Consider the following 24,246-nt stretch of genomic DNA (forward strand, 5'->3'; position numbering starts at 1 on the left):
GGGTCATGAGGGCGAGCTTCCGGCTTGGCCGGATCGCGGGGGTACCCGTCGGGGTCAACTGGAGCGTCCTGGTCATCTTCGTGCTGATCGCGTGGGCGCTGTCCGCCAGCCAGTTCCCCCGCGCGTACCCGGGGCACTCGGCCGTGGCCTACTGGGCCGCCGGGCTGGCCGCCGCGGTGGTCTTCTTCCTCGGCCTGCTCGCCCACGAGGTGGCGCACGCGGTGGTCGCCAAGCGCAACGGCATCGAGGTCGAGGGCATCACGCTCTGGCTCTTCGGCGGCGTCTCCGAGCTGAAGGGCGAGGCCCGGGACCCGGGTGCCGAGCTGCGCATCGCCGGGGTGGGGCCCCTGGTCAGCCTGATCATCGGGGTCTTCTTCGGCGTCATAGCGGTGGTGCTCGCCCTGGCCGGCTCGCACGGCCTGCTGCTCGGCGCGCTGTCCTGGCTGGCCGGCATCAACGTGCTGCTGGCGATCTTCAACGTGCTGCCGGCCGCGCCACTGGACGGCGGCCGGGTGCTGCGCGCGGCGGTGTGGAAGGCCACCGGCGACCGGACGAAGGCGGCCGTGGTGGCCGCCCGGGCTGGCTGGGTCCTCGGCGCGCTGCTGATCGGGCTGGGGCTCTGGCAGTTCCTGGCCGGCAGCGGGGCGGGCGGGCTCTGGCTGGCCCTCATCGGCTGGTTCCTGATCGGCGCCGCCACCATGGAGGAGCGCCAGGCCCGGATGGGCAGCGCGCTGCGCGGCATCCGGGTCGCCGAGGTGATGACCCCGCAGCCGCAGACGGCCTCCGGGGAGATGACGGTCGCGGACTTCGTCGATCACTACCTCTTCGCGTACCGGCACTCGGCGCTGCCGCTGACCGACGAGGGCCGGCCCGTCGGGCTGGTCACCGTCGACCGGGTGCGCGGCATCCCGGCCGACCGGCGGGCCTCGACCACCCTGGCCGAGGTCGCCTGCCGGGCCGACGAGCTGGTGCTCGCCACCCCGGAGGAACAGCTCAGCGACCTGCTCCCCCGGCTCAACGCGTGCGCCGACGGCCGGGCGCTCGTGGTGACCGACCAGCGGCTGGTCGGGATCGTCTCGCCCAGCGACATCAGCCGCGCCGTGCAGCGCGGCAGCATGCGCGAGCAGATGGCGGCCGGCCGCTCCTAGCCGTCGCCCAGCAGGCCGCGCAGGTGCGCCCGGGTCCAGGCCGCGATGGTGAACGAGTCGGTGAGCACCCCGTCCCGGATGAGCGCGCCGACCTCGGCCGGCGGGCAGCGCCGCAGGGCCCGGATGCCCTCGCGCGCGTCGGGCTCCCCCACCGCCGCCACCTCCGCGAGGAAGAGCCGGACCTCGTCGGTGGAGCTGCCGGTGTCCGGGTGCAGCACGCCCAGGTCGACCAGGCGGACGACCTCCGCGCCGATCTCCTCGCGCAACTCCCGGGCCGCCTGCTCCTCGGCCGGCACGCCGGGCTCCCCGAACCCGCGCGGCGCCTCCAGGTGCCACCGCCGGGTCGCGTGCCGGAAGTGCTCGATGAGCACCACCGCGCCGTCGAGCACCGGCAGGAGCACGACGCCGTACGTGCCGCCCATCGAGATCGCGCGGATGTAGGTGCCGAGCGCGCCACCGGGAAACCGAACCGGGTCCCGCAGCAGGGTGAGCCACTCGTCCTGGTACGCGACCCCGCTCCGGCCCCACTCCTCGGGCAGGCCCCGCGCGCGCAGCGCCTCGACCTTGGCCCGTTCCGCGGCGGCCACCTCGGCGGGGTCGACCAGGATCTCCACGGCGGCGCCGGGCGGGTTGACGAACAGTTCCGGCAGCCGGTCGCGCAGCTCCCGGTAGCGGAGGTCGTCCGGAGCCTCACTCATTCGCCCTCCCGGGGCCGGTCGATGTTGGGTTCGGAGTCGCGTTCGGCGTCGCCGTCGACCACCGGGAAGCCGCCCTCCCGCAGCCGGGCGACGAGTTCGCGCCAGTCCTCGCGGGCCCGCTCCAGCCGGACCCGCATCACGTCGATGCCGGTGGCCAGCTCGTTCTCGGCACGGCGCTGGTCGCGGCCCACGACGGCGAAGCGGAGCACCGCGTCGGTGCCCCGGGAGGCGACCTCGGTGGCGACGTCGCCGACGACCTCCAGCCGGGGGTCACCGTCGTAGATGAGCGAGGCGGAGGCGCCGAGGACCTCGATGGTGATCCGGACGACCGGCTGCCAGATCCGCATCCGGCTGCGTCGCCGCTCGCCGACGATCTCCGCGAGCCGGCCGGCGAGGGCCAGGTAGCGGTCGTACACCAGCTGGCCGCGGGCCACGAAGTCGGTCGGGTCGTCGAGCAGCGACTCCAGCGCGACCAGGTAGCGGCGCCACTCGTCGGTGCCCCGCGCCTGCCGCACGTGCGCCAGCTCCAGCCCGGTCAGGTCGATGCGCAGCGGGGACAGGGCCAGGTCGAAGGCCTGAGGCCGCAACGTCCGGAGCAGTTCCACGAGCTGTTCCAGGTCGGCCCGTGGCGCGCCCTCCTCGGTGGCGCGGGCCGCCCGCACCGGCGGCCGCTCCTGGAGGGCGGTGCGCCGCAGCGAGTCGGTGGGGATCAGCGCGAAACGCTCCACGGCGTCGGGCACGGTGGTGTTGTACCGCAGGTCGATGAGCTGCTTGAGCTCCGCCACGAGCGGCGCCGACCGGAAGCGGCCCTGCGCGGGGTCGCTGCCCGGCTCGACGAGGAACTGCCGGTAGAACCCCTCCCGGTCGGCCCGGTCGGTGTCGGCGGCCCACAGGGTCACCTCCCGCAGCCGCTCCCGCAACGCCGGGATGCTCTCCCCGTCGAGGCCGAGGTCGCGGCTCAGGGCGTCGAGGTTGAAGCCGCGCACCTGCAGCAGGAAGCGGTGGAACTCCTCGAACATCAGCCGCTGGGTGCACTCCTCGTTCTCGGCGTCGTCCCAGCTCAGCCGGAGGCACCGGATCTGGTCGAGGTCGCCGAGCAGGCTCCGCCAGGCGTCCCAGCCGACCCGGTCGACGGTGAAACGCGGCTCGTCCGCGGGCGAGCCCTCGCGGAGCAGGAAGGGCACCAGCACGCTCTCGTCCAGCAGGGCCCGGACGGCGTCGCGTTGCGGGCCGCGCGCCGCGAAGTCCTGGTAGACGACCGGGTTGTTGAAGAAGTACGCCCGGTTCACGATGACCTGCTCGGCGTTGAGGATCGAGCGGAGGTACTCGGCCCGCGCGTCCTGCCGGCGCCGTTGCTCCACCTCGGCGTAGGAGAGCCGCCGGTTCACCATGTGCTCCAGCAGGTCGCGGGTGACCCACTGGTTGTCCAGGCACTGCGCGACGACGCTGATCCGGGACAGCGCCCGGTTGTCGACGCGGACCAGCCCGCCCGGCCCGGAGGTCTCCTGCACCGTCTTCTCCCTCACCGCTGTCCACCGTGGATGGTCGGCCCATAGGCTACGGGTGACCCGCGGGTAGGTCAGTATCGCGGGAAGTAACGGTCCAGCAACGCAGTGCGGAACTTGCCGGCCGGGTCGAACTCGCGCAGCAGGGCGCGGAAGTCGTCGTGGCGCGGATAGGCGGCGGCCGGGTCGCGGTCGAAGAGCTTGCCCCAGTGCGGGCGCGCGGCGAACGGGGCGAGCCGCTCCTCCACCTCGGCCAGCACCGGAGCGACCGCCTCCGCGTCGGAGACCCAGGTGAAGTGGACGGCCAGGGTGTCCCGCTCGTAGTTCGGGCTGAGCCACAACCCGTCGGCGGCCACCGTACGCAGCTCGCAGACCTGGAGCACGGCGGCGATCCGCCCGGCCGCCGGGTCGAGCGCGGCCACCGCCGCGGCGGCGTCGGAGCGGGCCACGTGCCACTCGGACTGGAGTTCGTCGCCGCTGCTCGGGGTGAAGCCGAGCCGGAAGTGCGGCAGCCGGTCGTGCCACGGCCCGGGCGCCCCGAACTGGGCCGTGCAGACCTCCCCCGGCATCCCGGGCACCGGGTGCTGGGGCGTGTCGGCCGCGCGGGTGTCCAGCCAGTCCGCCGGGGGCGGCGGCTGGTCGGCGCGCTGCTTGACCCACACCTGGTCGAACCGCGGCGACCGCCAGCCGGTGAAGACGCTCACGCTGTAGGCCGCGTCGAGCGCGGTGTCCAGTGCCGCGCGGGGCAGGCCGAGACGGACGTACTGCCGCACCTCGAAGGCGGGCACCACGTCGAGGGTGAGCCGGGTGACCACGCCCAGCGCGCCGAGGTGGACCACCATCCCGGCGAACCGGGGGTCGGCGCGGTCCACCGTGAGCAGGTCACCGTCGGCGGTGACCAGTTCCAGCGCGGCCACGGCGGTGGCCAGGTTGCCGTTGGCCGGTCCGGAGCCGTGGGTGGCGGTGGCGACCGCCCCGGCCACCGAGATGTGCGGCAGCGACGCGAGGTTCGCCAGGGCGTACCCCTCGGCGTGCAGCGCGGTGGCCAGGTCGCCGTAGCGCAGCCCGGCCGCGACGGTGACGGTGCCCCGGTCGCGGTCGAGTGCGACGGTCGGCGGCAGCCCGGTTACCGACACCTGCTCGCCGGTGGTGTCGCCGAGCCGGTTGAACGAGTGCCCGGTGCCCACCGCCCGGACCCGGTCCGCCCGGGCCACCAGCCGGCGCAGTTCGTCCAGGGTGGCGGGCTCGTGGCGGGCGCGCGCGGACCAGGTGACGTTGCCCGCCCAGTTGGTGCCGGTCACGCGGTGGCCTCCCGGTCGGTGCTGGTGTCCTCGTCGGCGCCGGCCGGCCCGGTGCGGGCGTCGGTGAACCGGTCCCCCGCGTACCTGACCAGCGCCGCCGTCACCTCGTCGGGGCTCTCCCGCACCTGGCGGAGGTCGAGCAGCTCGACGGCGGGACGGCCGTCGCCCGGGTGCCGGGCGGTGACCCGCGGGCCCGGCGGCAGCCCGGCTGCGGGCACGCCGACCAGCCGGCCCGCGTCGTCGAGGGCGAGCGCCGCGAACTGCTCCCACCGGTACGTCCCGCGCAGGCCGGGCCGGCGCACCTCCAGCCCCTCCGGGCCGAGCACGCAGCGGAACGGCCGCAGCGCGCCGACGAGCACGGTCACGCCGACCGCCACGACACCCAGGGCGACCAGCATCCGCAGCACCGGCCCGTCACCGGCGACGGCGAGCACCATGACCCCGCCCGCCACGCAGACGACGGCCAGCGGCAGGGCCCCTCGGTTCCGGTGCAGCTCCATGTCGTCCCCCCGTTCGGGTCGCCGGTGTCCGCGTGCATCATCCGCCAATCGCGCAAGGCGTGGTTGCCCCGCCGCCGGGTAGGGCACCCTGTGGGCATGAGCAGCTACCGCGACCCGACCCTCCAGGGCGACGTGTACCCGTCGGAGGAGGAGATCGACCCGACCGGCGTCGGCCCGGATCCGGCCGGGGCGGCGTACGCCACGGCCCCGGTGCCGGCGCCGACCCCGGAGCCCGAACCCGACCCGGTCCCGCGGCCGGGGCCGCCGCCCCGGTCCGCCGAAGGACACTCGATCGTCACCCGTCACCTGGACGGGTCGGTCGAGGTGGTGACCGACCTCGACGGCGACGGGGTGGCCGACATGGTGCAGGTCGACCTGGACGGCGACGGCGTCCCGGACGTGACCTACCTGGACAGCGACCGGGACGGCCGGCTCGACACGGTGCGCCGCGGCCCGACCCACTGAGCCCGGCCCGACTCGCTCACACCTGCCGCATCACCTCGGCGGCGACCAGCTCCAGGTGGTCCAGGTCGGCCAGGTCGAGCACCTGGAGGTAGACCCGCTCGCTGCCGATCTCCGCGTACCGGCCGAGCTTGTCGACGACCTCGGCGGGCGTGCCCGCCGCGCCGTTCTCCCGCAGCTCCGCGGGGTCCCGGCCGATGGCCGCGGCGCGCCGGGCCACCTCGGCGTCGTCCCGCCCGCAGCAGAGCACCAGGGCGTTGGACCAGGTCATGCTCGACGGGTCCCGGCCGGCCTCGGCGCAGGCGTCCCTCACCCGCTGGAACTGCGCGGCCGAGTCCTCGACCGAGGCGAACGGCAGGTTGAATTCGTCGGCGTACCGGGCGGCGAGGCGGGGCGTCCGCTTCGGGCCCGTGCCGCCGAGCAGGATCGGCGGGCGCGGCTGCTGGACCGGCTTGGGCAGCGCCGGGGAGTCGCTGACCGGGTAGTACTTGCCGGGGAAGTCGAAGGTCGACCCGGCGGGCGTCTCCCAGAGCCCGGTGATGACCGCGAGCTGCTCCTCCAGCCGGTCGAACCGCTCGCCGAGCGGCGGGAACGGGATGCCGTAGGCGGTGTGCTCCTCGGCGAACCAGCCGGTGCCGATGCCCAGCTCGACCCGGCCACCGCTCATCTGGTCGATCTGGGCGACGGTGATGGCGAGCGGGCCGGGGAGCCGGAAGGTGGCCGCGGTCATGAGGGTGCCGAGCCGGATCCGGGTGGTGTCCCGGGCCAGGCCGGCCAGGGTGGTCCAGGCGTCGGTCGGACCGGGGTCGCCGCTCACCGAGCCCATCTTCAGGTAGTGGTCGGAGCGGAAGAAGGCGCCGAAGCCGGTCTCCTCGGCGCGGCGCGCCACGGCGAGCAGCTGGTCGTACGTGGCGCCCTGCTGGGGTTCGGTGAAGATCCGCAGTTCCATGCCCCCGAGCATAGGAAGCGGGCGGGCCCGCCGCCTGCGCCCCTCGTATTCCTTGACAGGCATATGAGCGTCGGGGCATATTGTGGAGGTGTCCGGGGATGCCTTCGCCGTGCTGGCCGAGCCCACCCGACGCCGCATCCTCGACCGGCTACGCCGGGCGGAGAGCAGCGTCGGCGACCTCGTGGACGCGCTCGGCATGAGCCAACCCGCCGTCTCCAAGCACCTCAAGGTGCTGCGGGAGGCCGGCCTGGTCAGCTGCCGCACGGCCGCCCAGCAGCGGATCTACCGGATCGACGCCCGCCCGCTGCGCGCCGTGGACGACTGGCTCGGGCCGTACCGGCGGATGTGGGCCGACCACCTCGACGCCCTGGAACGCCATCTCGACAGTGAGGAGTGACCATGGACCGCGACAGCTTCCGGCCCGGCCCGCTCGCCGACGTCGCCTGGTCGCCGGCCGGCGACCGGTGGGACCTGGTCCTCGTCCGCGACCTGCGGCACCCGCCGGACAGGGTGTGGGCGGCGCTCACCGCGCCGGACCGGCTCGCCCAGTGGGCGCCCTTCCTCGCCGACCGCGACCTGGCCACGCCCGGCGCCGTCACGCTGAGCACCGTCGACGGCGACCGGCGCTGGCCGGACGCGGCCACCGTACGCCGGGCCGAGCCGCCCACCCTGCTGGAGTACACCTGGGGCGACGGCCTGCTCCGCTGGGAACTGGCCGGCACGGAGGGCGGCACCCGGCTGACCCTGCGGCACCGCTTCGACGACCGCGCCCTGGGCGCCAGCATGGCCGCCGGCTGGCACCTCTGCCTCGACGTGGCCGGCCACCTGCTCGACGGCGACCCGGTCGGCCCGATCCGCGGCGCCGAGGCCAAGGAGTTCGGGTGGGACGAGCTGCGCGCCGCGTACGACGAGCGCCTGGGCGACTGACGGGTCAGCGGGTGGCGGCCGGGGCGTCCGGCAGGGTGATCGCCGTGGCCGCCCGGCGGATCGGCTCGGTGACCCGGCGGATCATCCGCTCCCGGCCGGGCAGGCGCGGCATGAGCCGCAGCATCAGCGTCTGGAACCGGATCCGCGCCGCCGACGACAGCACCATCCCCTCCAGGTTGCGCTCGGCCAGCCGCTGGTTCGCCGTGACGAACGGGCGCATCCGCCGCTCATAGCCGGCGAACCCGGCCACCGGGTCCCCACCGGCCTCCGCCAGCGAGGCGGCCAGCACGTACGCCCCGACCAGCCCGAGGCTGGTGCCCTGCCCGGAGGCCGGCGACGGGCCGTGGCCGGCGTCGCCGACCAGCGCGATCCGGCCGGTGGACCAGCGGTCCATCCGCACCTGGCTCATCGGCGCGAAGTAGAGGTCGGGCGCGTCGGCGGCGGCGGCCAGCAGCTCGGGCACCCGCCAGCCGGCCCCGGCGAAGGCTCGGGCCAGCGCGGCCCGCTGGGCGGGCAGGTCCCGGTGATCGGGCTCCTCGGCGGGCGACGGGAAGAGGAACAGCGCCCGGGCGTCCGGCGCCCCGGCGGTGCGGTAGACCCCGACGGTCCGGCCCGGCGCCGGGTGCATCAGCTCGACCCGCTCCTCGCCGAACCCGGCGGGGACGGTGCAGATCGCGATGTGGTGGCCGAGCGGGCGCAGGTGCTCGTCGGCGGGGCCGAACGCGAGCCGGCGTACCGTCGAGTGCAGCCCGTCGGCGCCGACCACCAGGTCGAAGCGGCGGCGCCCGCCCCCGGCGAAGGTCACGTCCACCCCGCCGGCGGCCGGCTCCAGCGCGGCGATCGAGTCGCCGAAGAGGTATTCCACGTCGCCGGTCGCCGCGACGAGCAGCCGGGCCAGGTCCCCGCGCATGACCTCGACGTCGTCCCCCTCCCGGCCGCCGAAGAGCGCCGCGTCCATGGTGGCCAGTTGCGCGCCGGACGCGTCCACGAAGCGGGCCGACCGCATGCCGGTGTCACGCCGGCGCATCTGCTCCAGCAGGCCCATCCGGTCCAGCACGGTCAGCGCCGCGCCCCGGACGTCCACCTTGTAGCCCCCGTCGCGCAGCGCCGGGGCGCGCTCGACGACGGTCGGCCGGAAGCCGTGGCGGCGCAGCCACCAGGCGAGCGTGGGCCCGGCGACACCGGCGCCGGAGATCAGCACATCAGTCATGCCGCTGACGGTACAAGCGTGTGAGACGTTTGTGCAAGACACTTGTTCCAGGAATCGGCTAGGCTGCTCGGCATGGGAAATCGGGAGGACCTGCTCGCCGGGGCCAAGCGCTGCCTCATGGAGAAGGGCTACGCGGCCACCACGGCCCGGGACGTGGCCGGCGCCGCCGGCACCAGCCTGGCCGCCATCGGCTACCACTTCCGCACCACGAAGGCGCTGCTCAACGAGGCGCTCGTGGAAGCCATGGCGGAGTGGGGCGACGAGCTGGCACGCGCCCTCGCCGAGGACGCCGGACCGGACGCCACACCGGAGCAGCGCTTCGAGGCGGCATGGGAACGGATCATCGAGTCGTTCGCCCGGCTCCGGCCGCTCTGGGCCGTCCAGTTTGAGCTGATCGCGCAGCTCGACCGGGCGCCCGAACTGCGGGAGGCGTTCGCCGGCGTCACCCGCCAGGCCCGGCTCGGGCTGGCCGAGGCCTTCCACCGGCTCGACCCGGGCCTCGACGAGTCGACCGCGCTCGCCCTCGGCGCCTTCCACCAGGCGCTGATCGGCGGCGTCGCGGCCCAGTGGCTGGTCGACCCGGCGGCGGCCCCCTCGGCACGGGAGTTGACCGCCGCCCTGCGAATCCTCGCCGCCGAGTTCCGCACGGATCAGGGCTGACCGACAGCCGAGGCCGGAGCGCGGAAAGGGCCGCGGAATTCACCACTCACCCGGTCCACGTCGGACCGGCAATCGCACACCGTGACGTCGAGCGGACGATACGGCGGACGCGCGGCGGAATATGACGAACGCATGACAGTTCGCTATCAGTGCCGACAAATTCGGAGTCGGGCCGCGACAATCGGCGCCCCCGGCGACGAGATGGCACCGAGCGGGGACAAAGGGGAGCAAAAGGCCCCGGATTTCCCGCGTCAGCCTCCCCCGCGGCCTGTCCTCGGTGCGTGCGACGACCGAATTCCGCATCCCGGGGCGGCGATTTTTTGTGGGCAGATCCACATTCCCCGCACACCCGACTGGAACCACCGCAATGAAGTCGGTAGGTTTCCGGGCCGGCCCCTGCGGCCCGACTGATGTGACGAATGTTGATATCGACGGACGAGACGCGAAGATGGCCACCGATGGCGTGATCCGCCAGCGGTTTTCATCGGAGAGGGGATCGTGCCCGCACTCGCAGTGAAGTCGCTCTACAAAATATTCGGGAACCGAGCCGACGAGGCGATGAGGCGCCTCGCGGACGGCGCGCCCCGCGCGGAGGCCCTCGCCGGGCTGCCGGCCACGGCCGCCGTCATCGACGCGAACTTCGAGGTACGCCCCGGCGAGATCTTCGTCGTGATGGGCCTGTCCGGCTCCGGCAAGTCCACCCTCATCCGGATGCTCAACGGCCTGCTCCGCCCCACGAAGGGCAGCGTGCGGGTCGACGGGGTCGAGCTGACCACGCTCCGGCCCGCCGCGCTGCGCAGGCTGCGCCGCGAAAAGATCAGCATGGTCTTCCAGCACTTCGCGCTGATGCCACACCGGACGGTGCTGGAGAACGCCGGGTACGCGCTGGAGGTCGCCGGCCTTCCGAAGGCCGAACGGCGCGAGCGCGCCCTGGAAGCGCTGCGCATGGTCGGCCTGACCGAGTGGGCGGACAAGCTCCCCCACGACCTGTCCGGCGGCATGCGGCAGCGGGTCGGGCTGGCCCGGGCGCTCGCCGCCGGCACGGACATCCTGCTGATGGACGAGGCGTTCTCGGCGCTCGACCCGCTCATCCGCCGGGAGATCCAGGACCAGCTCCTGGAACTCCAGGCCGAGCTGGGCAAGACCATCATCTTCATCACCCACGACCTCAACGAGGCCATGCGCCTCGGCGACCGGATCGCGGTGATGCGGGACGGCCGGATCGTGCAGATCGGCACCGCCGAGGAGATCCTCACCGACCCCGCCAACGACTACGTCGCGCAGTTCGTCGCGGACGTCGACCGCACCCGCATCCTCACCGCCTCGTCCGTGATGGAGAAGGCGCAAACCGTGCTCGACGTCACCGTCGGCCCCCGGGTGGCCGCCCGCGCGCTGCGGGAGAACCAGACCTCGGTGGTCTACGTGACCGGCCCGAGGAAGCAGTTCCTCGGCACGGTCACCGAGGACGAGGTCCTGCGGGCGTTCCGCGAGGGCCGGCAGAGCCTGGAGGGGTACGTCTCGACCGAACAGGTCCGGACGGTCACCGCGGACACCGCCGTGGCCGACCTGTTCGCCGAGTGCGCGGAGAGCGTCCATCCGGTGGCCGTCCTGGACGCGACGGGCCGGCTGTCCGGCGTGATCCCGCGGATCACGCTGCTCGCCGCCCTGGCCAGTACGGCTCCCGACAGCGCACCGGCGGACGCCGTCGAGCCCGCGGTGGACGACCCCGTCGACAGCGGGCCGGCCGGCGGGACAACGCCGGCCGCACTCGACCCGATCAGCAGGAAGGAGGAGCCGGTATGAGCCTGACGCAGTCTCCGCTCGACTCCTGGCTGCCCCGCGTGCCGCTCGGCACGTGGACCGAGTCCGCCGTCGACTGGGCCACCGCCACCCTCGGCCCGGTCTTCGACGCGGTCGCCTCCGTGGTCGACGCCCTCGTACGCCCGCTCAACGACCTGCTCACCGGCGTACCGGCGGTGGCGGTCGTGCTGGTCCTCGCCGCGCTCGGCTGGTGGCTGCGCGGCTGGAAGTTCGGCCTCGGCACCGCCGTGGGCCTCGGCCTGGTGGCCGGCATGCCGTACTGGGAGGAGACCATGAGCACCCTCGCGCAGGTGCTCGTGGCCAGCGTGCTCGCCCTGCTGCTGGCCATCCCGCTGGGCGTCTTCGTGGCGGAGAACCGGCGCGCCTCCGCGATCGCCCGGCCGGTGCTGGACCTCATGCAGACCATGCCGGCGTTCGTCTACCTCATTCCGGCGATCTTCTTCTTCGGCATCGGCACCGTGCCCGGCGTGCTGGCCACGCTGGTGTTCAGCATGCCGCCCGGCGTGCGCCTCACCGAACTGGGCCTGCGTCAGGTCGACAAGGAGATCGTGCAGGCCGCCGAGTCGTTCGGCGCGCCGCCGTGGATGGTGCTGCTGCGCACCAAGCTGCCGCTGGCCCTGCCGACCATCATGACCGGGGTCAACCAGGTGATCATGCTGGCCCTGTCCATGGTGGTCATCGCCGGCATGGTCGGCGCCGGCGGCCTCGGCGACGTCATCATGTTCGCGCTCTCCCAGGTCGAGGTGGGCAGCGGCTTCGAGGGCGGGATCGCCGTCGTGGTCCTCGCCGTCGTGCTCGACCGGCTCACCGATTCCGTGGGCGACCGGTTCCCCTCCGCGCGGGCACAGCGCCTCGCGCGCGAGGCCGCCTGACCGTCGCCCTCCGCGCCGGCACCCCAGTTCCCGCGTACGCGGGTCCGCCGGCCTGTTCCACAACCGGAAGGACAACCCTGTGTTCACGACCCTGAAGCGCGTCCTCGCGCTCGCGGTGACCGCCACCCTGGCGCTGGCCGGTGCGGCCTGCACCGGCGAGTCGGACGGCGCCGGCAACGGCAAGAAGATCACCATCGGCTACATGGCCTGGGACGAGGCCATCGCGGCGTCCCACCTGTGGCAGCACATCCTGGAGGAGAAGGGCTACCGGGTCCAGCTCAAGAACCTGGAGGCCGGCCTCGTCTACGGCGGTCTCGCCAGCGGCGACATCGACCTGTTCCTCGACGGCTGGCTGCCCCAGACCCACGCCTCCTACCTGGAGAAGTACGGCGACAAGCTGGAGAAGCTCGGCGTCTGGCACGACGACGCCAGCCTGAGCATCGCGGTGCCGACGTACGTCGAGGGCGTCGACTCGCTCGACGACCTGGCCGCGAAGGCCGGCACCTTCGGCGGGCAGCTCATCGGCATCGAGCCGGGCGCCGGCCTCACCAAGGCCACCCAGGAGAAGGTGCTCCCCAGCTACGGCCTGGACGGGGCCATGAAACTGAAGACCTCCTCCACCCCGGCCATGCTCGCCGCGCTCGACGGCGCCATCGCCGACAAGAAGCCGATCGCCGTCACCCTCTGGCACCCGCACTGGGCCTACGCCAAGTACGAGCTGAAGGACCTGGCCGACCCGAAGGGCACCCTCGGCCAGGCCGAGCAGATCAACACCTTCGCCCGCAAGGGCTTCGGCAAGGACTTCCCCGAGGCCACCGAGATGCTGAAGCGGTTCAAGATGGACGGCCCGCAGCTCGCGTCCCTGGAGGACCTGATGTTCAACACCCACAAGGGCGACGAGGAGAAGGCCGTCGAGGAATGGCTCAAGGCCAACCCCGACTACCTGAAGACGCTCGCCTGACCTGAACGGGGCCCGCGGAGCATCCGACGGCTCCAGCGCGGCGCGTCTGACGCCGCGCCGCGACCTGGAGCCGTCGGGCGGGCCCCACCGTCATCCCGCGCGCCGCCGGCGCAGCAACGCCACGCCGCCACCGACCACCGTCGCCCCGATGGCGGTGCCGACGGCGACCAGCGCCGCGCCCACCGCCCAGAGCCCGGTGTCGTCCGTCGACGCGGCCCGCACCGCCCAGGCCGCGGTGAAAGCCACCGTCATCACCGGCGCCACCACCCACGGGCTCACGAACCAGCCACCCACGGCGGCGATCACGATCAGCGTGAGCACGGCGCCGGCCACCTGCCACACGGCGTACGGGCCGCTGGTCGCGCCGGTCTCCGGGTCGACCGTGTAGCCCGACTCCCAGCCCAGCCAGGCCCACCAGGCGCCGACGGTGGCGGCCGCCAGGAGCAGGCCGCCGAGCGCGGTACGCGTCGTCTTCGTCACGGCCCGATCCTGCCCGGTGGGAACATCGCGCGAATGAGCATCCGTACTCGGATCAGTGCGCGCCCTCGGCCCTTCCTCACCCGGGCCACTCATTCCACCGCCCAGCTGACGTGGGGCGGTCGGACGCGGGCACAGAGCGGCCCGCCCTGGGCGTCCGTCAGCCGGAGCCGGCCCACCAGCACACCGGCGCCGTCGTGGCCGGCGCGCAGCAGCTCTGTCGGGATGTCACCGAACATGAGCTTCGCCCGGCGGAACATCTCGAAGCGGTCGTCCGTCACCGCACCCCAGCTGAGATAGAGGAAGCGCGCCCCCGGGCGGCCGTGCACCCACGGCCCGCCGACGTCGAGCAGCCCGTCCACCTCGCGGCTGGTGACCTCGAACTGCCAGGCCGCCTCCCGCGCGTCGGCCGGTATCCGGTCGACCACCTCGGTTTTACGCTGCATCCCCACGTGCACGTTACGGAGCCGCAGCTCGTCGGCTTCGGCGCCCAGCCGCCGCCCAGGCAGGTCGCTGCCCTCGATCCGGATCAGCATCCCTCGACTCTATGGCCGGACACCGACGAGTTCCGGCGGCGGCACTAGTCGCGCCCTCCGACACGGGTTGTGCGGGGGATACCGAACCCGGCCGGGTGCCGATAGTGTCCACGGATCGCACCGTCCGTTCATCCGGAGGGCTCCGTCATGAGGTTCGGACTTCCGTGGCTGCCCCGAACGGTGGCCACCATGCTGCTTCTTCTCGGAGGGGTCGGCGTGCCCGCCGCGTCCGCCTCGGCGGCGCCGTCGGCGCCGGCGGGTACGGACCTCACCGTCGACCTGGCCGGCGGGACGATTCCGCTGGGGGTCACGAAGAAGACGCTGCACCTGAAGATCAGCAACCGGGGCGACGCGACCCCGACCCAGGTCGTCGTCCGGGTCGACGCGTCGGAACTGGATCCGTCGAGTTTCAAGATCATGCTCTGGCCGACCGGCGGGCCGGGTGAGTGCGACGGCGATTTCTCCGGCTGGTACTGCGACCTGGCACAGGATCAGCTTCCGGGGCCGGGCGAGACAATGGACCTTGCCGTCCTCGCCACCGTCCAGACCGGAGAGCCCCTGGCGGGCCGGATCAAGGTGACGGTCGATGTCAAACCGGTCGACACGAATCCGGCCGACAACACGAAGTGGTTCCCGATCGAGGTGGTGGATCACTCCGAAGCCGACCTTTCGGTGATCGCGCCGGACGTGACGCAGTCGGTGCGGATCGCTGCCGACGGCAGCCTCAAATCCACCGGCACGTTGAATCCGGGCGAGACGGGCGCGGTGCGCTACACGATCGCCAACCAGGGGCGGAAGCCGGTCGATGGCGTCAAGGTCGAGCTGCGCCTGCCCACGGGCGCGACGTTCACCACACCGCCGGGCGAATGCGTCCTCGGTGAGGCCGGGCGTGCGGCGGTCTGCACCTACGACCGGCTGGCCCTCGTTCCGGTCGACCAGGACACCGACCCGAACGACCAGATCCACTCCGCCGTCGAGCTGTACCACCTGGTGACGGTGTCGGCCGCCACGAAGGCGCCGATCACGTTGCGAAACGGGACCGTCCGGGTCGAGGGCCTCAGCGACCCGCAGTCGGACCGTTCCGGCCCGGCGCGGAGCGACCTTCCCAAGAACGCCGTCGCCGTACGGGCGGCCGACGTGGACGACAGCGACAACCAGGACGGGTTCGCGGTCGTGGTGGCCGCGAACAGCAGCGGCGGAGGCAGTGGCGGCGACCCCGGTGACGGTGGTGGCGCTGGTGGTGGCAGTGGTGGTGGCGCTGGTGGTGGCGGCAGCTTGCCGATCACCGGGTCCCAGGTCGGGCTGACCGCCGGGACCGGCCTCGCCATGCTGGTGGGTGGCGGCGTGCTGCTGCTCCTGACCCGACGGCGCCGCGCCATCCGGTGACACGGCGGCTGACCACCGAATGGCGGACACGCGCGATGCGATCGCACGGCTCCGACGTCTCACACCACTCCCCCCGGCGTCCGTCGACCTCTTGTGGACCAGATGCGGCCGCTTCCCCTCATCCTCGCTGTCGCCCGGCAACGACGAGCCGGGGGTCAGCGGTTCACGAAGCCGGGATAGGCATCAACTACCCCGGCGGTCCTCTGCACCAGGAGGTGGCCGTCCTCGACCCAGACACGGCAGCAACATCGGTCGATGCCGGGCAAGCTACAAGTACCGGCGGCCTGGGGACCAGAAGAAGATCGCGTATGGATGGCCAGTCGGCTGCGCATGAGGTCGGGCCGTCCGTGGTTGTCGGGGATCATCGGCGACTGCGGCTGTACTCGGCTGTACGGATGGCCCCCATGCTCGACCCCGGCTTCGTCGCCGCCGTGTCCAACCGGCTGGGCCACCGGACGGTCCAACCATGCGGAAAGCTCCAACCCCTGCTTTGCAGAGATCAAGAGCGTCGCCGGCCGGCCGCGGTGCGGACTACCCTGACCGCCGTGACGACGATCGAGCAGCTTGAGCGGGACGTTTGGCCGGATCCCGGTCCGGATGCCACCTCTCTCGTCAGGCGTTGCACCGAGCTGCGACGTAAGCCGTTGGCTGAGTTCACGGTCGAAGACCTGCGCATCATGCTCGGGCAAGAAATTGGCGTGCCAGCCCTGCTGCCCCGCGCGTTACAAGTTCTGCTCCGCGATCCATTGGCTGAGGGCGACTATTACCCGGGCGACCTGCTCTCCAACGTACTGCGGCTACCTGACTCCGCGTGGTCGAGCCTACGAGCGGAACGGAAGCGGCTGGCATCTGTCCTGGCCGAGCTCGTCGCCAGTCCCCCGTTCTCCGACCCAGGCCTCAAGCCTCGCGACCCTGACCGACTGCTTCGCGATGCCATCGTGCGGTTTCCTGGTCGATGAGAGCGGATCTCCTCGCCGGGCAGTCGTAGACCGTCCAACCACCCCGACGGGGACAAGGTGGAGCGCCCTACCGAACGACCTTGGCCCCGTCCGGAGAGGCCGGTAGCCCTTGTGGTGCCCGGCGAGGTGATCCGCGGCGGCATCTCTGAGGAGGGCCGAAGCCCGGGCCGATCCGAGGCTGGGGTACTCAGCGCCTGGTCTCGTACCTGGTCAGGACCACGCCGCCAGGGAACGTCCGGGTCTCCACCAGGGTCAGGTTCACCCAGTTGTCCACGGCCGCAAAGAACGGCGTGCCGCCACCTACCAGGACCGGATGAGTGACGAGCGCGTACTCGTCGATCAGCCCGCCCCGCATGGCCACCGCGGCGAGTGTGGCGCCGCCGATATCCATGGGGCCGCCGTCCTCGGCCTTGAGCCGGGTGATCTCGGTGACCGCGTCGCCGGTGACCAGGCGGGTGTTCCAGTCCACCGTGCTGCTCGTCGAGGAAAACAGCACCTTCGGCATGTCCCGCCAGCGGCGAGCGAACTCGATATCCGCCGGTGTGGCACCCGGCCGCTGGTCGGCGGTCGGCCAGTGGGAACTCATCGTCTCCCACAGTCTGCGCCCGTACAGCGCCGTGCCTGTCGCCCCCACCCGGTCGGACCACCACTGGAACAGCTCGTCGCTCGGCACACTCCAGCCGAGGTCGTCGCCAGGCGCGGCGATGTAGCCGTCCAAGCTCAGGCTCATGCCGAAGCTCAGTTTTCGCATAGTGTCAGCCTCCCGTGAATCGGTACTCGGCATACAGACTGGTCGAATCTTTTCCGATACCGCAGCAGCGACGTCACCCCGGTGCCGGCCACGCCTCGGCTCAAGCCTCAGCCGACGAGTGACGGTCTCATCCCTGCAAGACGCGCCGCGGCTTGAACCGGCGAACCTCCTGCGGCCAGCCGCATGCCGCCGCGATTTTGCCGGCCCACATCCGGGCGGTCGCCTCATCCGGCACATCCACGATGGTCAGGCCACCCAGGAACTCCTTGCTCTCGACATAGGGCCCGTCGGTGAACACCACCGCACCGCTTGTGGCGTCTGCGTTGAAGACCGGGCCGTCCTCTTCCTCCAGGCCCCCGGCGAAGACGAATGCCCCCGCGGCCTTGATCTCATCAACAACCGCCCTGGCGAGTGGACCGCGTCCGCGGAACCACTCCTCGGTGTGGTCACCCACCCACTGCTGATTGAAGTAGATGAGGTACTCAGGCATGTCCGCTCCCTCTGATCCGCCCCGGACCCGACGTCCGTCTCTGCATACGCTACGAACGGCATCCGGCAGATCCGACACTCTCCAGCTTGATTTCTGTCAACCGGTCAACCGTCGCACTCACATCGGCATGACATGACGTTTCGTCGGCGGCTCCTGCCGCCCCTGGACCCCTGGAAGTGGCGTGCCCGGTACCGGGACGCTTCCGGCAAGGAGCACGCTCGGCACTGCCGATGACCTGCTCGTCTCGTCGCCCGGCGTCCCTCCAGCGGTGGACGAGCGTGAACAGCTGGCGGTGGATGCCGTGAGGTCGTACGTCGCAGCCCTCAAGCGGATCCGCGACCGCCTCTTCGCGGCCTATCCGGATCTGACTGGCCTGTCCGACCTACTGACTGCGGTGAGGTCAACCCGAGTACTGCCCCGGGAGGGCCGGTCGAGCACCGGCATCGACTACTCAGTCCACGGCGCCGGTTGTCGAATGACGGACGAGCAAGGCACAGAAGTCGACGTCGACCTGGTCGATGGCGTGGAAGCCTTCGACGGCTGGCGGGTCCATGTTGCTCCCGCCTCGCCGGTTGGGCGGAGCTGCGAGAGCTGCAGGCGCACCGCTGGTATGCGCTCTGATCGTGGCGGCGGATCTTCCGATTCGAAGGACGAAGATCACGACCGACAAGGGCCAGGTGGGCCAGGCCAGCCGCAGGACGTGGGGACCGTTCGTGCCCGTTCGTGACCGCAGGGGGTACGGGCTACTGGCACGTGGATGGCACGGATGACACCTACGCCGTCGGTCGGCCTCTTGCAGACTGGTCGCTGGGCGGGACCATGAACATCGCTGGCGGTGCTGTCACCGTCTCAGAGATTGCTGCGCCGCGATCCACTCGCGCTGTCGCTCGCCAAACTTTCTGACCGGTTCCGTGGAACCTTTGGCCCCGCTCGTGAGTGGGAGTGGTGGAGAAGGGAGGTGACGGTGTCCGACGATGATCTGATCTCCGAGTTGTACGCGGGCTGTTTCCGGCGGTTGGTCGTCCATCTGTACGCGGTGAGCGGGGATCTGAACGAGGCCCAGGAAGCGGTCCAGGAAGCGTTTACGCGGGCGCTGGCCGCGCCCCGACGGTTCGCTTGTCTGGAGAATCCGGAGGCGTGGCTGCGGCGGGTGGCGGTGAACGTTGTCCGCAGCCGGCATCGCCGGCGTCGGGTGCTGGACAGGCTGCTGCATCGGATCGGGCCGCCGCCTGCAGTCGTCGACCGGTCGCCGGAGCATGTCGCGCTGCTGGCCGCTCTGCGGAGCCTGCCGGAGGGACAGCGGTACGCGCTGGCCCTGCACTACCTGGTCGACCTGCCGGTTGATGAGGTCGCGGCGGCTCTCGGCGTCTCCGCCGGCACGGTCAAGTCCCGCCTGTCGCGGGGTCGGCAGGCGCTGGCGGAGCTTCTCACCGACTCCGACGTCAACGACAGCACGAGCACCGGGAGGATCGATGTCCGATCGTGAGTTCACCGGCTTCGACGTCGACACCGTCGCCGACGCCGTCAGACAGCCGCCCCTCGACGATCTCCGGTCAGCAGCCCGGGCCCGCCGGCGGTGGCGCACCGGCGGGGTGGCGGTGGTCCTGGTGGTCTTCGCCAGCATGGCGGTCGTGCCTCTGGCAGCCGCCACGCACAGGGTCGACTGGGCCGACCCGACCCCTCATCCGCAAGCACGCGACCGCGCGACCCAGCTCTTCATGACCGGTCCGGACTCCGGTGTCGGCGTCGAACAGGTCGACTTCGGGTGCACGGTGCAGTTCGCGCACACCGAGGACGGCGGGCAGAGCTGGACCGACTACGACACGGCCCAGTACCGAGCCACGAGCTGCCGGGTCACCGCCTCCGGGAACAAGGAGGCCGACATGGAGTTCTCCGTGCTCGGGCAGCGCTCCTACCTGGTCCTCGACGGCGGCAAGTCCCGGCTCTCCACCGACTACGGCCGAACCTGGCGGGACACGGAGCAGGCGATGGTGGCCGTACCCGCATTCCCGCCGAAGGCCCGTGCTGTGTTCTGTCAGCAGGGCTGCGGCGCGATCCGCCAGCCGCTCGCCGTGGACCCCTTGAGCGGGACGGTGTACCGGCTCAGCGGGAAGCCGGCCTCGCCCTATCCCCCGTACAGCATCTATCCGAGCGCCGACGGGACTATCTGGGCGACCTACTGGCCGGACGACATCGACATCATGATCGTCGCCAGAAGCACCGACCGGGGTGCCACCTGGAACATCTGGCGACCGGCCAAAGGGGCGAACGTAATCGCAGTGGCCGGGGTCAGCAAGCGGGAGGCCTACCTACTGATCGAGCCCCCGCCACCGCCCGGCGCTCAGCCGATGGAGGTCAAGGGCCCGTCCCAGTTGCTGCACACCACGGACGGCGGAGCGACCTGGAAGGACGTCGGCAGCGACCTGCCCGCGTCGCCGACGAACCGGCCGTTCACCATCGGCTCGGACGGCTCCCTGCTGGTCGCCCAACCAGGCGACATCACGCCGGCCCTCACCTCATCCCTGCTGGTCAGCCGGGACGGGGGGCGGCATTTCACCAAGGCACGCGAGTATGACCGGCTCGATGGCGCGGTCGGGGCCGCCCCGGGTCTCGCCTGGCTCTACGGGCGGGACGACACGTCGGCGCTCGGCGCGGACCACACCGCGGTCACACGGGATGGTTCCTCATGGGCCCGACTCGATCTCCCTCACTAAGCCAGGCGGATCGCCTCGACCGGGCGGCGGGCGGTGCTGCTGCGGACTCAGTGCGGACTGAGGGCGTCGGACCGGACCTCGACGCGATCGGTCCGGGTCGTCGGCAGCATGGCTGACCAGGGAAAACGGCTGGTGGGGCGGGCGGGACTCGAACCCGCGACCGAGGGATTATGAGTCCCCTGCTCTAACCCGCTGAGCTACCGCCCCGCTACCGCGCCGGATCGTAACCCGCTCAACGGATCACCGACCATCATCCGTCGGGCCGGGTTGGTGATCTGCCCGGCACGATGGGCAACGCGAGGATAACAGCGCGCAGCGTCCCCATCGGTGGCACGGGCGGAGGCCGGAGCGCGCCGCGGGAGATCCATCACGATGTGCCGCGCAGGTCGGCGAGCACCGCCCCGGCGGTCCGCCAGCCGCTGGCGAGGGCTCCCTGGATGGACGGGGTGTCGCGGTGGTCGCCGGCGACGTAGAGCCCGTCGCCGAGCGCGACCGGCTTGCGCAGCCGGCCCTGCGGCGGCGGCGCGGCGGGCAGGGCGTGCGGCACCGACACGGTCGCCAGGTGGGTCCAGTCGGCGGTGGGGCGCCCGTAGAGGCGGTCCAGCTCGCTGCGGATCAGCGGCTCGGGTGGGGCCTGCGGGCCGACCACGGAGGTGGCCACGAGGTGCTTTCCGGCGGGCGCGTAGGTGGGCGCCGCGTTGCTGACCACCACCGTGTTGGCGACCAGTTCGCCCCGCTCCCCGTCGAGCAGCAGGATCGGCTCGGCCAGCGGCGGGGTGTCGGTGCTGTGGTAGTAGGTCGTGTAGCTGTGCATGCGTACCCGTTGGAGCCGGGGCAGCAGGGTGGCCGCCGCCGGCGGGTCGGCGGCGACCACGACGGCGCGGCAGGCGATCTCGCCGGCCGGGGTGCGGACACGGCCCGGCGCGACCTCGGTGACCGGGGTGTGCAGGTCGATCAGCTCGGCGGGCAGTGGGCCGGCGACGGCCCGGGGCAGCGCGGCCATGCCGCGGGCGGGCAGCCCGATCCGCCCGCGGGCGAACGCGCGCAGGAGGACGGCCAGCACGTGGCTGGAGGTGGCCAGCTCGCGGTCGAGCAGCACGCCGGAGAGGAACGGCCGGAGCAGTTCCTCGATGAACGCGGCGGAGAGCCCGGCCCGGCGCAGCGCGGCCTCGCTGGTGGTCTCGGGCGCGTTGAGCAGCCGGCCCATCGGCAGGGTGGCGCAGCCGGTGGCGAGCGCGGCGAAGCGCAGCCGGTCGACCAGCGACCCGACGCCCGCGGCCACCGTGCCGGGTGCGCCCGCGGGGTCGCGCAGCGGATTGACGAGGCGTTCCAGCCGGTCGCCGCGGCGCACGAGCACGCCGGGGGTGAACCAGCCCAGGTCGAGGGCGCCGAGGTCGACGAGGCCGCCGAGCCGCGGGTACGCCGTGTTGAGCACCTGGAAGCCCCGGTCCAGCAGGTAGCCGTCGACCTCGTCGGTGGCGACGCGGCCGCCGAGCCGGTCGGCGGCCTCCAGCAGCCGCCAGGGCACGCCGGCCCGGTGCAGCCGGCGGGCGGCGGCGAGGCCGGCCAGGCCGCCGCCGACGATGACGACGTCCGTCTCAGCGGGCATGGTCCGCCTCCACTCCGGCCCGGTCGCCGTTGCGGTTCGTCCGGGACAAGCGGCCCGGCCACCAGATCTTCGGACCGATGTCGTACGCGAGCGCGGGCACCAGCAGCGAGCGGACCACGATGGTGTCGAGGAGGACCCCGGCGGCGACCGCCACGCCCAGCTCGACGAGCACCACGAGCGGCAGCACGGCGAGCGCGGAGAAGGTGGCGGCGAGCACGATGCCGGCGGAGGTGATCACACCGCCGGTGACGGCCAGGCCGGTGAGCACGCCGGCCCGGGTGCCGCGCCGGACGGATTCCTCGCGGACCCGGCTCATCAGGAAGATGTTGTAGTCGATGCCGAGCGCAACCAGGAAGACGAACGCGAACAGCGGGAACGACTGGTCGACTCCGGGGAAGTCGAGGACGTACCTGAAGATCAGCGCGCAGAGGCCGAGCGTCGCGAGGAACGACAGCACGACCGTGGCGATCAGCAGCACGGGGGCGAGCAGGGCCCGCAGCAGCACGGCGAGGATGACCGCGATGACCAGCAGCACCACCGGGATGATGACGTTGCGGTCCCGGGTGGACGCGTCGGCGGTATCCACGTTGATGGCGGTGAAGCCGCCGACCACCGCGTCCGCGCCGGGCACCCGGTGCACGGCCACGCGCAGCTCGCGGACGGCGCGTTCGGCGCCGTTGCTGTCCGGCGGGCCGGCGAGGGTGGCCTGCAACTGCACCCGCCCGTCGACCACCTCGGGCGACCCGGCGGGCCCCTGGCGGCTGAACGGCTGGACCGAGGACACCCCCGGCACGCCCTGCGCCACCCGGGCGACCTGCTGGGCGGTGGCCTGGTTGGTGAAGATGGTGGCCGGGCTGCCGGTGCCGGCCGGGTAGTGGCGGGCGATGACCTCCTGGCCGGCCACCGAGTCGGTGCGCTGGGTGAACAGGTCGGACTGCCCGAGGGTGGTGGCGCCGAGCTGGGTCACCCCGAGGGCGAGCGCGGCCAGGACCACCGCGGTGACGATCCAGACGGTACGCGCGCGGCGCGCCACGAAGCCCGCGATCCGCCCCCAGATGCCGTGTTCGGTGCGCGGGTCGGCGTGGTCGTACCCGGGTCGCCGGGGCCAGAACGCCCACCGGCCGCCGAGCAGCAGCAGGGCGGGGAGGAAGGTCAGCATGACCAGCAGGGTGGCGGCGATGCCGACGGCGCTCACCGGGCCGAGCGCCCGGTTGGAGTTGAGGCTGGACAGCAGCAGGCAGAGGAGGCTGACGATGACCGTGGCGCCCGACGCGATGATCGCCGGGGCGGCGCCCCTCCAGGCGGCCCGCATGGCGTCCCAGGGCCGCTCGTGCCGGTGCAGTTCCTCCCGGTAGCGGGCGATGAGCAGCAGCGCGTAGTCGGTGCCGGCGCCGAAGACGAGGACCGTGAGGATGCCCTGGGCCTGCCCGTTGAGCTTCACGACGTCGTTCTTCGCGAGGACGTAGACGACGAGCGCGGCCAGCGAGTACGACATCCCGGCGGCGAGCAGCGGGAAGGCCCAGAGCACCGGGCTGCGGTAGACGATCAGCAGGATGACCAGCACCACGACCAGGGTGACCAGCAGCAGCGGCCCGTCGATGGCGGTGAACACCTCGATCAGGTCGGCGAGCAGGCCGGCCGGGCCGGCCACATCCACGGTGAGTCCGTCCCGGTCGGCGCCGGCGATGTCCCGCAGCCGGTCGACCACCGCGCCGATCTGTTCGCCCTCGGCCGCGTCGATCGGGACGATGACCTGCACGGCCTGCCGGTCCTGGCTGACGATCGGCGGCGGCAGCGGCCCGACGACCCCCGGCAGTTGCGCGAAACGGGCCACCTCGGCCCGGATCCGCTCCTGGTCGGCGGGGGTGATGCCGGAGGTGCGTTCGTAGACGACGAGCGCCGGGGTGGTCTCCCGGTCCACGAAGCCGGCGGCTTCGTCCTGCGCCCGGGTGGCCTCGGCGTCGGTGGGCAGGAAGGCGGCGTTGTCGTTGGTGGCGACGTCGCCGAGCTTCCCGGAGTAGGGACCGGCGAGGCCGCCGACGACCAGCCAGCCCAGCACCACGACGACCGCGACCAGCGTCGCGGTCCAGCGGCTCCGCCCTCCAGCCATCCCCTCCACCCCTGAACCGACGCAGCAATCGACGCAGCGCGAGTCTAAGTCGACATCGACCATCCTGCCGGGCGAAGCGACACCACCGGGCGAAAACCCCGACCACCCACCGGCACGGACGCCCCCTGCGGCGTTGATCATGAAGTTATTGCCCGGGAAAGGGCGTTCCGAGGGCAATAACTTCATGATCAACGCGGGCG

24 protein-coding genes and 1 tRNA gene are annotated in these 24,246 nt (G+C 72.3%); 12 read left to right on the forward strand and 13 right to left on the reverse strand.

The genetic code is table 11. The features are described from left to right. The first annotated feature begins 5 nt into the window (after positions 1-5). Entirely contained in the window at positions 6-1,148 is a 1,143-nt protein-coding gene (locus F8274_RS19000) for a site-2 protease family protein (protein ID WP_151463742.1), read from the forward strand. Here F8274_RS19000 and F8274_RS19005 read toward each other — a convergent pair. From F8274_RS19005 to F8274_RS19020, 4 genes are read right to left on the reverse strand one after another with little or no spacing between them, the layout of a single operon-like run. Beyond that, complete coding sequence (locus F8274_RS19005; RefSeq protein ID WP_151463721.1) at positions 1,145-1,846, reverse strand: NUDIX hydrolase; 702 nt, start codon at positions 1,844-1,846, stop codon at positions 1,145-1,147. The genes F8274_RS19000 and F8274_RS19005 overlap by 4 nt on opposite strands. Continuing rightward, the gene (locus F8274_RS19010; protein WP_151463722.1) at positions 1,843-3,372 is read right to left on the reverse strand and encodes a hypothetical protein; all 1,530 of its coding nucleotides are present in this window, start codon (positions 3,370-3,372) and stop codon (positions 1,843-1,845) included. Before F8274_RS19010 ends, F8274_RS19005 begins: the two co-directional genes overlap by 4 nt. A gap of 53 nt (positions 3,373-3,425) precedes the next feature. Then, complete coding sequence (locus F8274_RS19015) at positions 3,426-4,652, reverse strand: FAD-binding protein (RefSeq protein WP_151463723.1); 1,227 nt, start codon at positions 4,650-4,652, stop codon at positions 3,426-3,428. Beyond that, positions 4,649-5,152, reverse strand: coding sequence for a PH domain-containing protein (locus tag F8274_RS19020; RefSeq protein WP_151463724.1), 504 nt, complete (start codon positions 5,150-5,152; stop codon positions 4,649-4,651). The genes F8274_RS19015 and F8274_RS19020 overlap by 4 nt, the downstream gene beginning before the upstream one ends. Before the next feature lie 96 nt (positions 5,153-5,248). On the opposite strand from F8274_RS19020, the gene F8274_RS19025 reads away from it, so the two are divergent. Then, a complete protein-coding gene (locus F8274_RS19025) occupies positions 5,249-5,617 on the forward strand; it encodes a hypothetical protein (protein ID WP_151463725.1) in 369 nt (122 codons plus the stop codon). 16 nt (positions 5,618-5,633) lie between these two features. Here F8274_RS19025 and F8274_RS19030 read toward each other — a convergent pair whose 3' ends face one another. Further along, entirely contained in the window at positions 5,634-6,563 is a 930-nt protein-coding gene (locus F8274_RS19030) for an LLM class F420-dependent oxidoreductase (protein WP_151463726.1), read from the reverse strand. 88 nt (positions 6,564-6,651) lie between these two features. Between F8274_RS19030 and F8274_RS19035 the strand changes: the two genes are divergently transcribed. Together F8274_RS19035 and F8274_RS19040 are read left to right on the forward strand one after the other, a co-directional pair. Beyond that, the gene (locus tag F8274_RS19035; RefSeq protein WP_151463727.1) at positions 6,652-6,960 is read left to right on the forward strand and encodes a helix-turn-helix transcriptional regulator; all 309 of its coding nucleotides are present in this window, start codon (positions 6,652-6,654) and stop codon (positions 6,958-6,960) included. 2 nt (positions 6,961-6,962) lie between these two features. Further along, positions 6,963-7,490 carry an SRPBCC family protein gene (locus tag F8274_RS19040; RefSeq protein WP_151463728.1) on the forward strand — a complete coding sequence of 176 codons (528 nt, stop codon included), beginning with the start codon at positions 6,963-6,965 and terminating at the stop codon, positions 7,488-7,490. 4 nt (positions 7,491-7,494) lie between these two features. Here F8274_RS19040 and F8274_RS19045 read toward each other — a convergent pair whose 3' ends face one another. Beyond that, complete coding sequence (locus F8274_RS19045) at positions 7,495-8,700, reverse strand: FAD-dependent monooxygenase (protein ID WP_151463729.1); 1,206 nt, start codon at positions 8,698-8,700, stop codon at positions 7,495-7,497. A gap of 72 nt (positions 8,701-8,772) precedes the next feature. On the opposite strand from F8274_RS19045, the gene F8274_RS19050 reads away from it, so the two are divergent. From F8274_RS19050 to F8274_RS19065, 4 genes are all read left to right on the forward strand, one after another. After that, a complete protein-coding gene (locus tag F8274_RS19050; RefSeq protein WP_151463730.1) occupies positions 8,773-9,360 on the forward strand; it encodes a TetR/AcrR family transcriptional regulator in 588 nt (195 codons plus the stop codon). 558 nt (positions 9,361-9,918) lie between these two features. Then, on the forward strand, positions 9,919-11,163 hold the full coding sequence (locus F8274_RS19055) for a glycine betaine/L-proline ABC transporter ATP-binding protein (protein WP_151463743.1): 1,245 nt from the start codon (positions 9,919-9,921) through the stop codon (positions 11,161-11,163). After that, positions 11,160-12,053: a proline/glycine betaine ABC transporter permease gene (locus F8274_RS19060; protein ID WP_151463731.1), complete on the forward strand. Its 894-nt coding sequence runs from the start codon at positions 11,160-11,162 to the stop codon at positions 12,051-12,053. Before F8274_RS19055 ends, F8274_RS19060 begins: the two co-directional genes overlap by 4 nt. Positions 12,054-12,132: 79 nt before the next feature. Continuing rightward, on the forward strand, positions 12,133-13,014 hold the full coding sequence (locus F8274_RS19065; protein ID WP_151463732.1) for a glycine betaine ABC transporter substrate-binding protein: 882 nt from the start codon (positions 12,133-12,135) through the stop codon (positions 13,012-13,014). A 90-nt stretch (positions 13,015-13,104) separates the two neighbouring features. Here the strand turns inward: F8274_RS19065 and F8274_RS19070 are convergent, their stop codons facing one another. Then, entirely contained in the window at positions 13,105-13,494 is a 390-nt protein-coding gene (locus F8274_RS19070; protein WP_151463733.1) for a hypothetical protein, read from the reverse strand. A gap of 89 nt (positions 13,495-13,583) precedes the next feature. Further along, positions 13,584-14,027 carry a DUF5990 family protein gene (locus tag F8274_RS19075; RefSeq protein ID WP_151463734.1) on the reverse strand — a complete coding sequence of 148 codons (444 nt, stop codon included), beginning with the start codon at positions 14,025-14,027 and terminating at the stop codon, positions 13,584-13,586. A gap of 180 nt (positions 14,028-14,207) precedes the next feature. Between F8274_RS19075 and F8274_RS19080 the strand changes: the two genes are divergently transcribed. Then, complete coding sequence (locus F8274_RS19080) at positions 14,208-15,413, forward strand: hypothetical protein (protein WP_151463735.1); 1,206 nt, start codon at positions 14,208-14,210, stop codon at positions 15,411-15,413. A 545-nt stretch (positions 15,414-15,958) separates the two neighbouring features. Next, on the forward strand, positions 15,959-16,372 hold the full coding sequence (locus F8274_RS19085; RefSeq protein ID WP_151463736.1) for a contact-dependent growth inhibition system immunity protein: 414 nt from the start codon (positions 15,959-15,961) through the stop codon (positions 16,370-16,372). A gap of 187 nt (positions 16,373-16,559) precedes the next feature. Here F8274_RS19085 and F8274_RS19090 read toward each other — a convergent pair whose 3' ends face one another. Together F8274_RS19090 and F8274_RS19095 are read right to left on the reverse strand one after the other, a co-directional pair. Next, on the reverse strand, positions 16,560-17,102 hold the full coding sequence (locus F8274_RS19090; RefSeq protein ID WP_255474576.1) for a dihydrofolate reductase family protein: 543 nt from the start codon (positions 17,100-17,102) through the stop codon (positions 16,560-16,562). 148 nt (positions 17,103-17,250) lie between these two features. Continuing rightward, complete coding sequence (locus F8274_RS19095; protein WP_151463737.1) at positions 17,251-17,613, reverse strand: YciI family protein; 363 nt, start codon at positions 17,611-17,613, stop codon at positions 17,251-17,253. A 964-nt stretch (positions 17,614-18,577) separates the two neighbouring features. On the opposite strand from F8274_RS19095, the gene F8274_RS19100 reads away from it, so the two are divergent. Together F8274_RS19100 and F8274_RS19105 are read left to right on the forward strand one after the other, a co-directional pair. After that, positions 18,578-19,099: an RNA polymerase sigma factor gene (locus F8274_RS19100; RefSeq protein ID WP_151463738.1), complete on the forward strand. Its 522-nt coding sequence runs from the start codon at positions 18,578-18,580 to the stop codon at positions 19,097-19,099. Between the two features lie 112 nt (positions 19,100-19,211). Beyond that, a complete protein-coding gene (locus F8274_RS19105; RefSeq protein ID WP_151463739.1) occupies positions 19,212-20,327 on the forward strand; it encodes an exo-alpha-sialidase in 1,116 nt (371 codons plus the stop codon). 130 nt (positions 20,328-20,457) lie between these two features. Here the strand turns inward: F8274_RS19105 and F8274_RS19110 are convergent. From F8274_RS19110 to F8274_RS19120, 3 genes are all read right to left on the reverse strand, one after another. Then, positions 20,458-20,534 (reverse strand) — tRNA-Ile (locus F8274_RS19110). Positions 20,535-20,694: 160 nt separating this feature from the next. Beyond that, positions 20,695-21,936, reverse strand: a complete 1,242-nt coding sequence (locus F8274_RS19115) for an FAD-dependent oxidoreductase (protein ID WP_151463740.1) — start codon at positions 21,934-21,936, stop codon at positions 20,695-20,697. After that, a complete protein-coding gene (locus F8274_RS19120) occupies positions 21,926-24,046 on the reverse strand; it encodes an MMPL family transporter (RefSeq protein ID WP_151463741.1) in 2,121 nt (706 codons plus the stop codon). The genes F8274_RS19115 and F8274_RS19120 overlap by 11 nt, the downstream gene beginning before the upstream one ends. Positions 24,047-24,246: the final 200 nt, after the last annotated feature.

The sequence above is a fragment of the Micromonospora sp. AMSO31t genome, assembly GCF_008868175.1.
GTDB lineage: Bacteria > Actinomycetota > Actinomycetes > Mycobacteriales > Micromonosporaceae > Micromonospora.

What these genes read in the sequence shown, in the direction of transcription:
- F8274_RS19115 (WP_151463740.1), bottom strand. Translation starts at nt 21,936, where the DNA reads ATGCCCGCTGAGACGGACGTCGTCATCGTCGGCGGCGGCCTGGCCGGC.
- F8274_RS19000 (WP_151463742.1), top strand. Translation starts at nt 6, where the DNA reads ATGAGGGCGAGCTTCCGGCTTGGCCGGATCGCGGGGGTACCCGTCGGG.
- F8274_RS19030 (WP_151463726.1), bottom strand. Translation starts at nt 6,563, where the DNA reads ATGGAACTGCGGATCTTCACCGAACCCCAGCAGGGCGCCACGTACGAC.
- F8274_RS19090 (WP_255474576.1), bottom strand. Translation starts at nt 17,102, where the DNA reads ATGAGCCTGAGCTTGGACGGCTACATCGCCGCGCCTGGCGACGACCTC.
- F8274_RS19075 (WP_151463734.1), bottom strand. Translation starts at nt 14,027, where the DNA reads ATGCTGATCCGGATCGAGGGCAGCGACCTGCCTGGGCGGCGGCTGGGC.
- F8274_RS19120 (WP_151463741.1), bottom strand. Translation starts at nt 24,046, where the DNA reads ATGGCTGGAGGGCGGAGCCGCTGGACCGCGACGCTGGTCGCGGTCGTC.
- F8274_RS19020 (WP_151463724.1), bottom strand. Translation starts at nt 5,152, where the DNA reads ATGGAGCTGCACCGGAACCGAGGGGCCCTGCCGCTGGCCGTCGTCTGC.
- F8274_RS19005 (WP_151463721.1), bottom strand. Translation starts at nt 1,846, where the DNA reads ATGAGTGAGGCTCCGGACGACCTCCGCTACCGGGAGCTGCGCGACCGG.
- F8274_RS19055 (WP_151463743.1), top strand. Translation starts at nt 9,919, where the DNA reads ATGAGGCGCCTCGCGGACGGCGCGCCCCGCGCGGAGGCCCTCGCCGGG.
- F8274_RS19095 (WP_151463737.1), bottom strand. Translation starts at nt 17,613, where the DNA reads ATGCCTGAGTACCTCATCTACTTCAATCAGCAGTGGGTGGGTGACCAC.
- F8274_RS19040 (WP_151463728.1), top strand. Translation starts at nt 6,963, where the DNA reads ATGGACCGCGACAGCTTCCGGCCCGGCCCGCTCGCCGACGTCGCCTGG.
- F8274_RS19050 (WP_151463730.1), top strand. Translation starts at nt 8,773, where the DNA reads ATGGGAAATCGGGAGGACCTGCTCGCCGGGGCCAAGCGCTGCCTCATG.
- F8274_RS19045 (WP_151463729.1), bottom strand. Translation starts at nt 8,700, where the DNA reads ATGACTGATGTGCTGATCTCCGGCGCCGGTGTCGCCGGGCCCACGCTC.
- F8274_RS19025 (WP_151463725.1), top strand. Translation starts at nt 5,249, where the DNA reads ATGAGCAGCTACCGCGACCCGACCCTCCAGGGCGACGTGTACCCGTCG.
- F8274_RS19060 (WP_151463731.1), top strand. Translation starts at nt 11,160, where the DNA reads ATGAGCCTGACGCAGTCTCCGCTCGACTCCTGGCTGCCCCGCGTGCCG.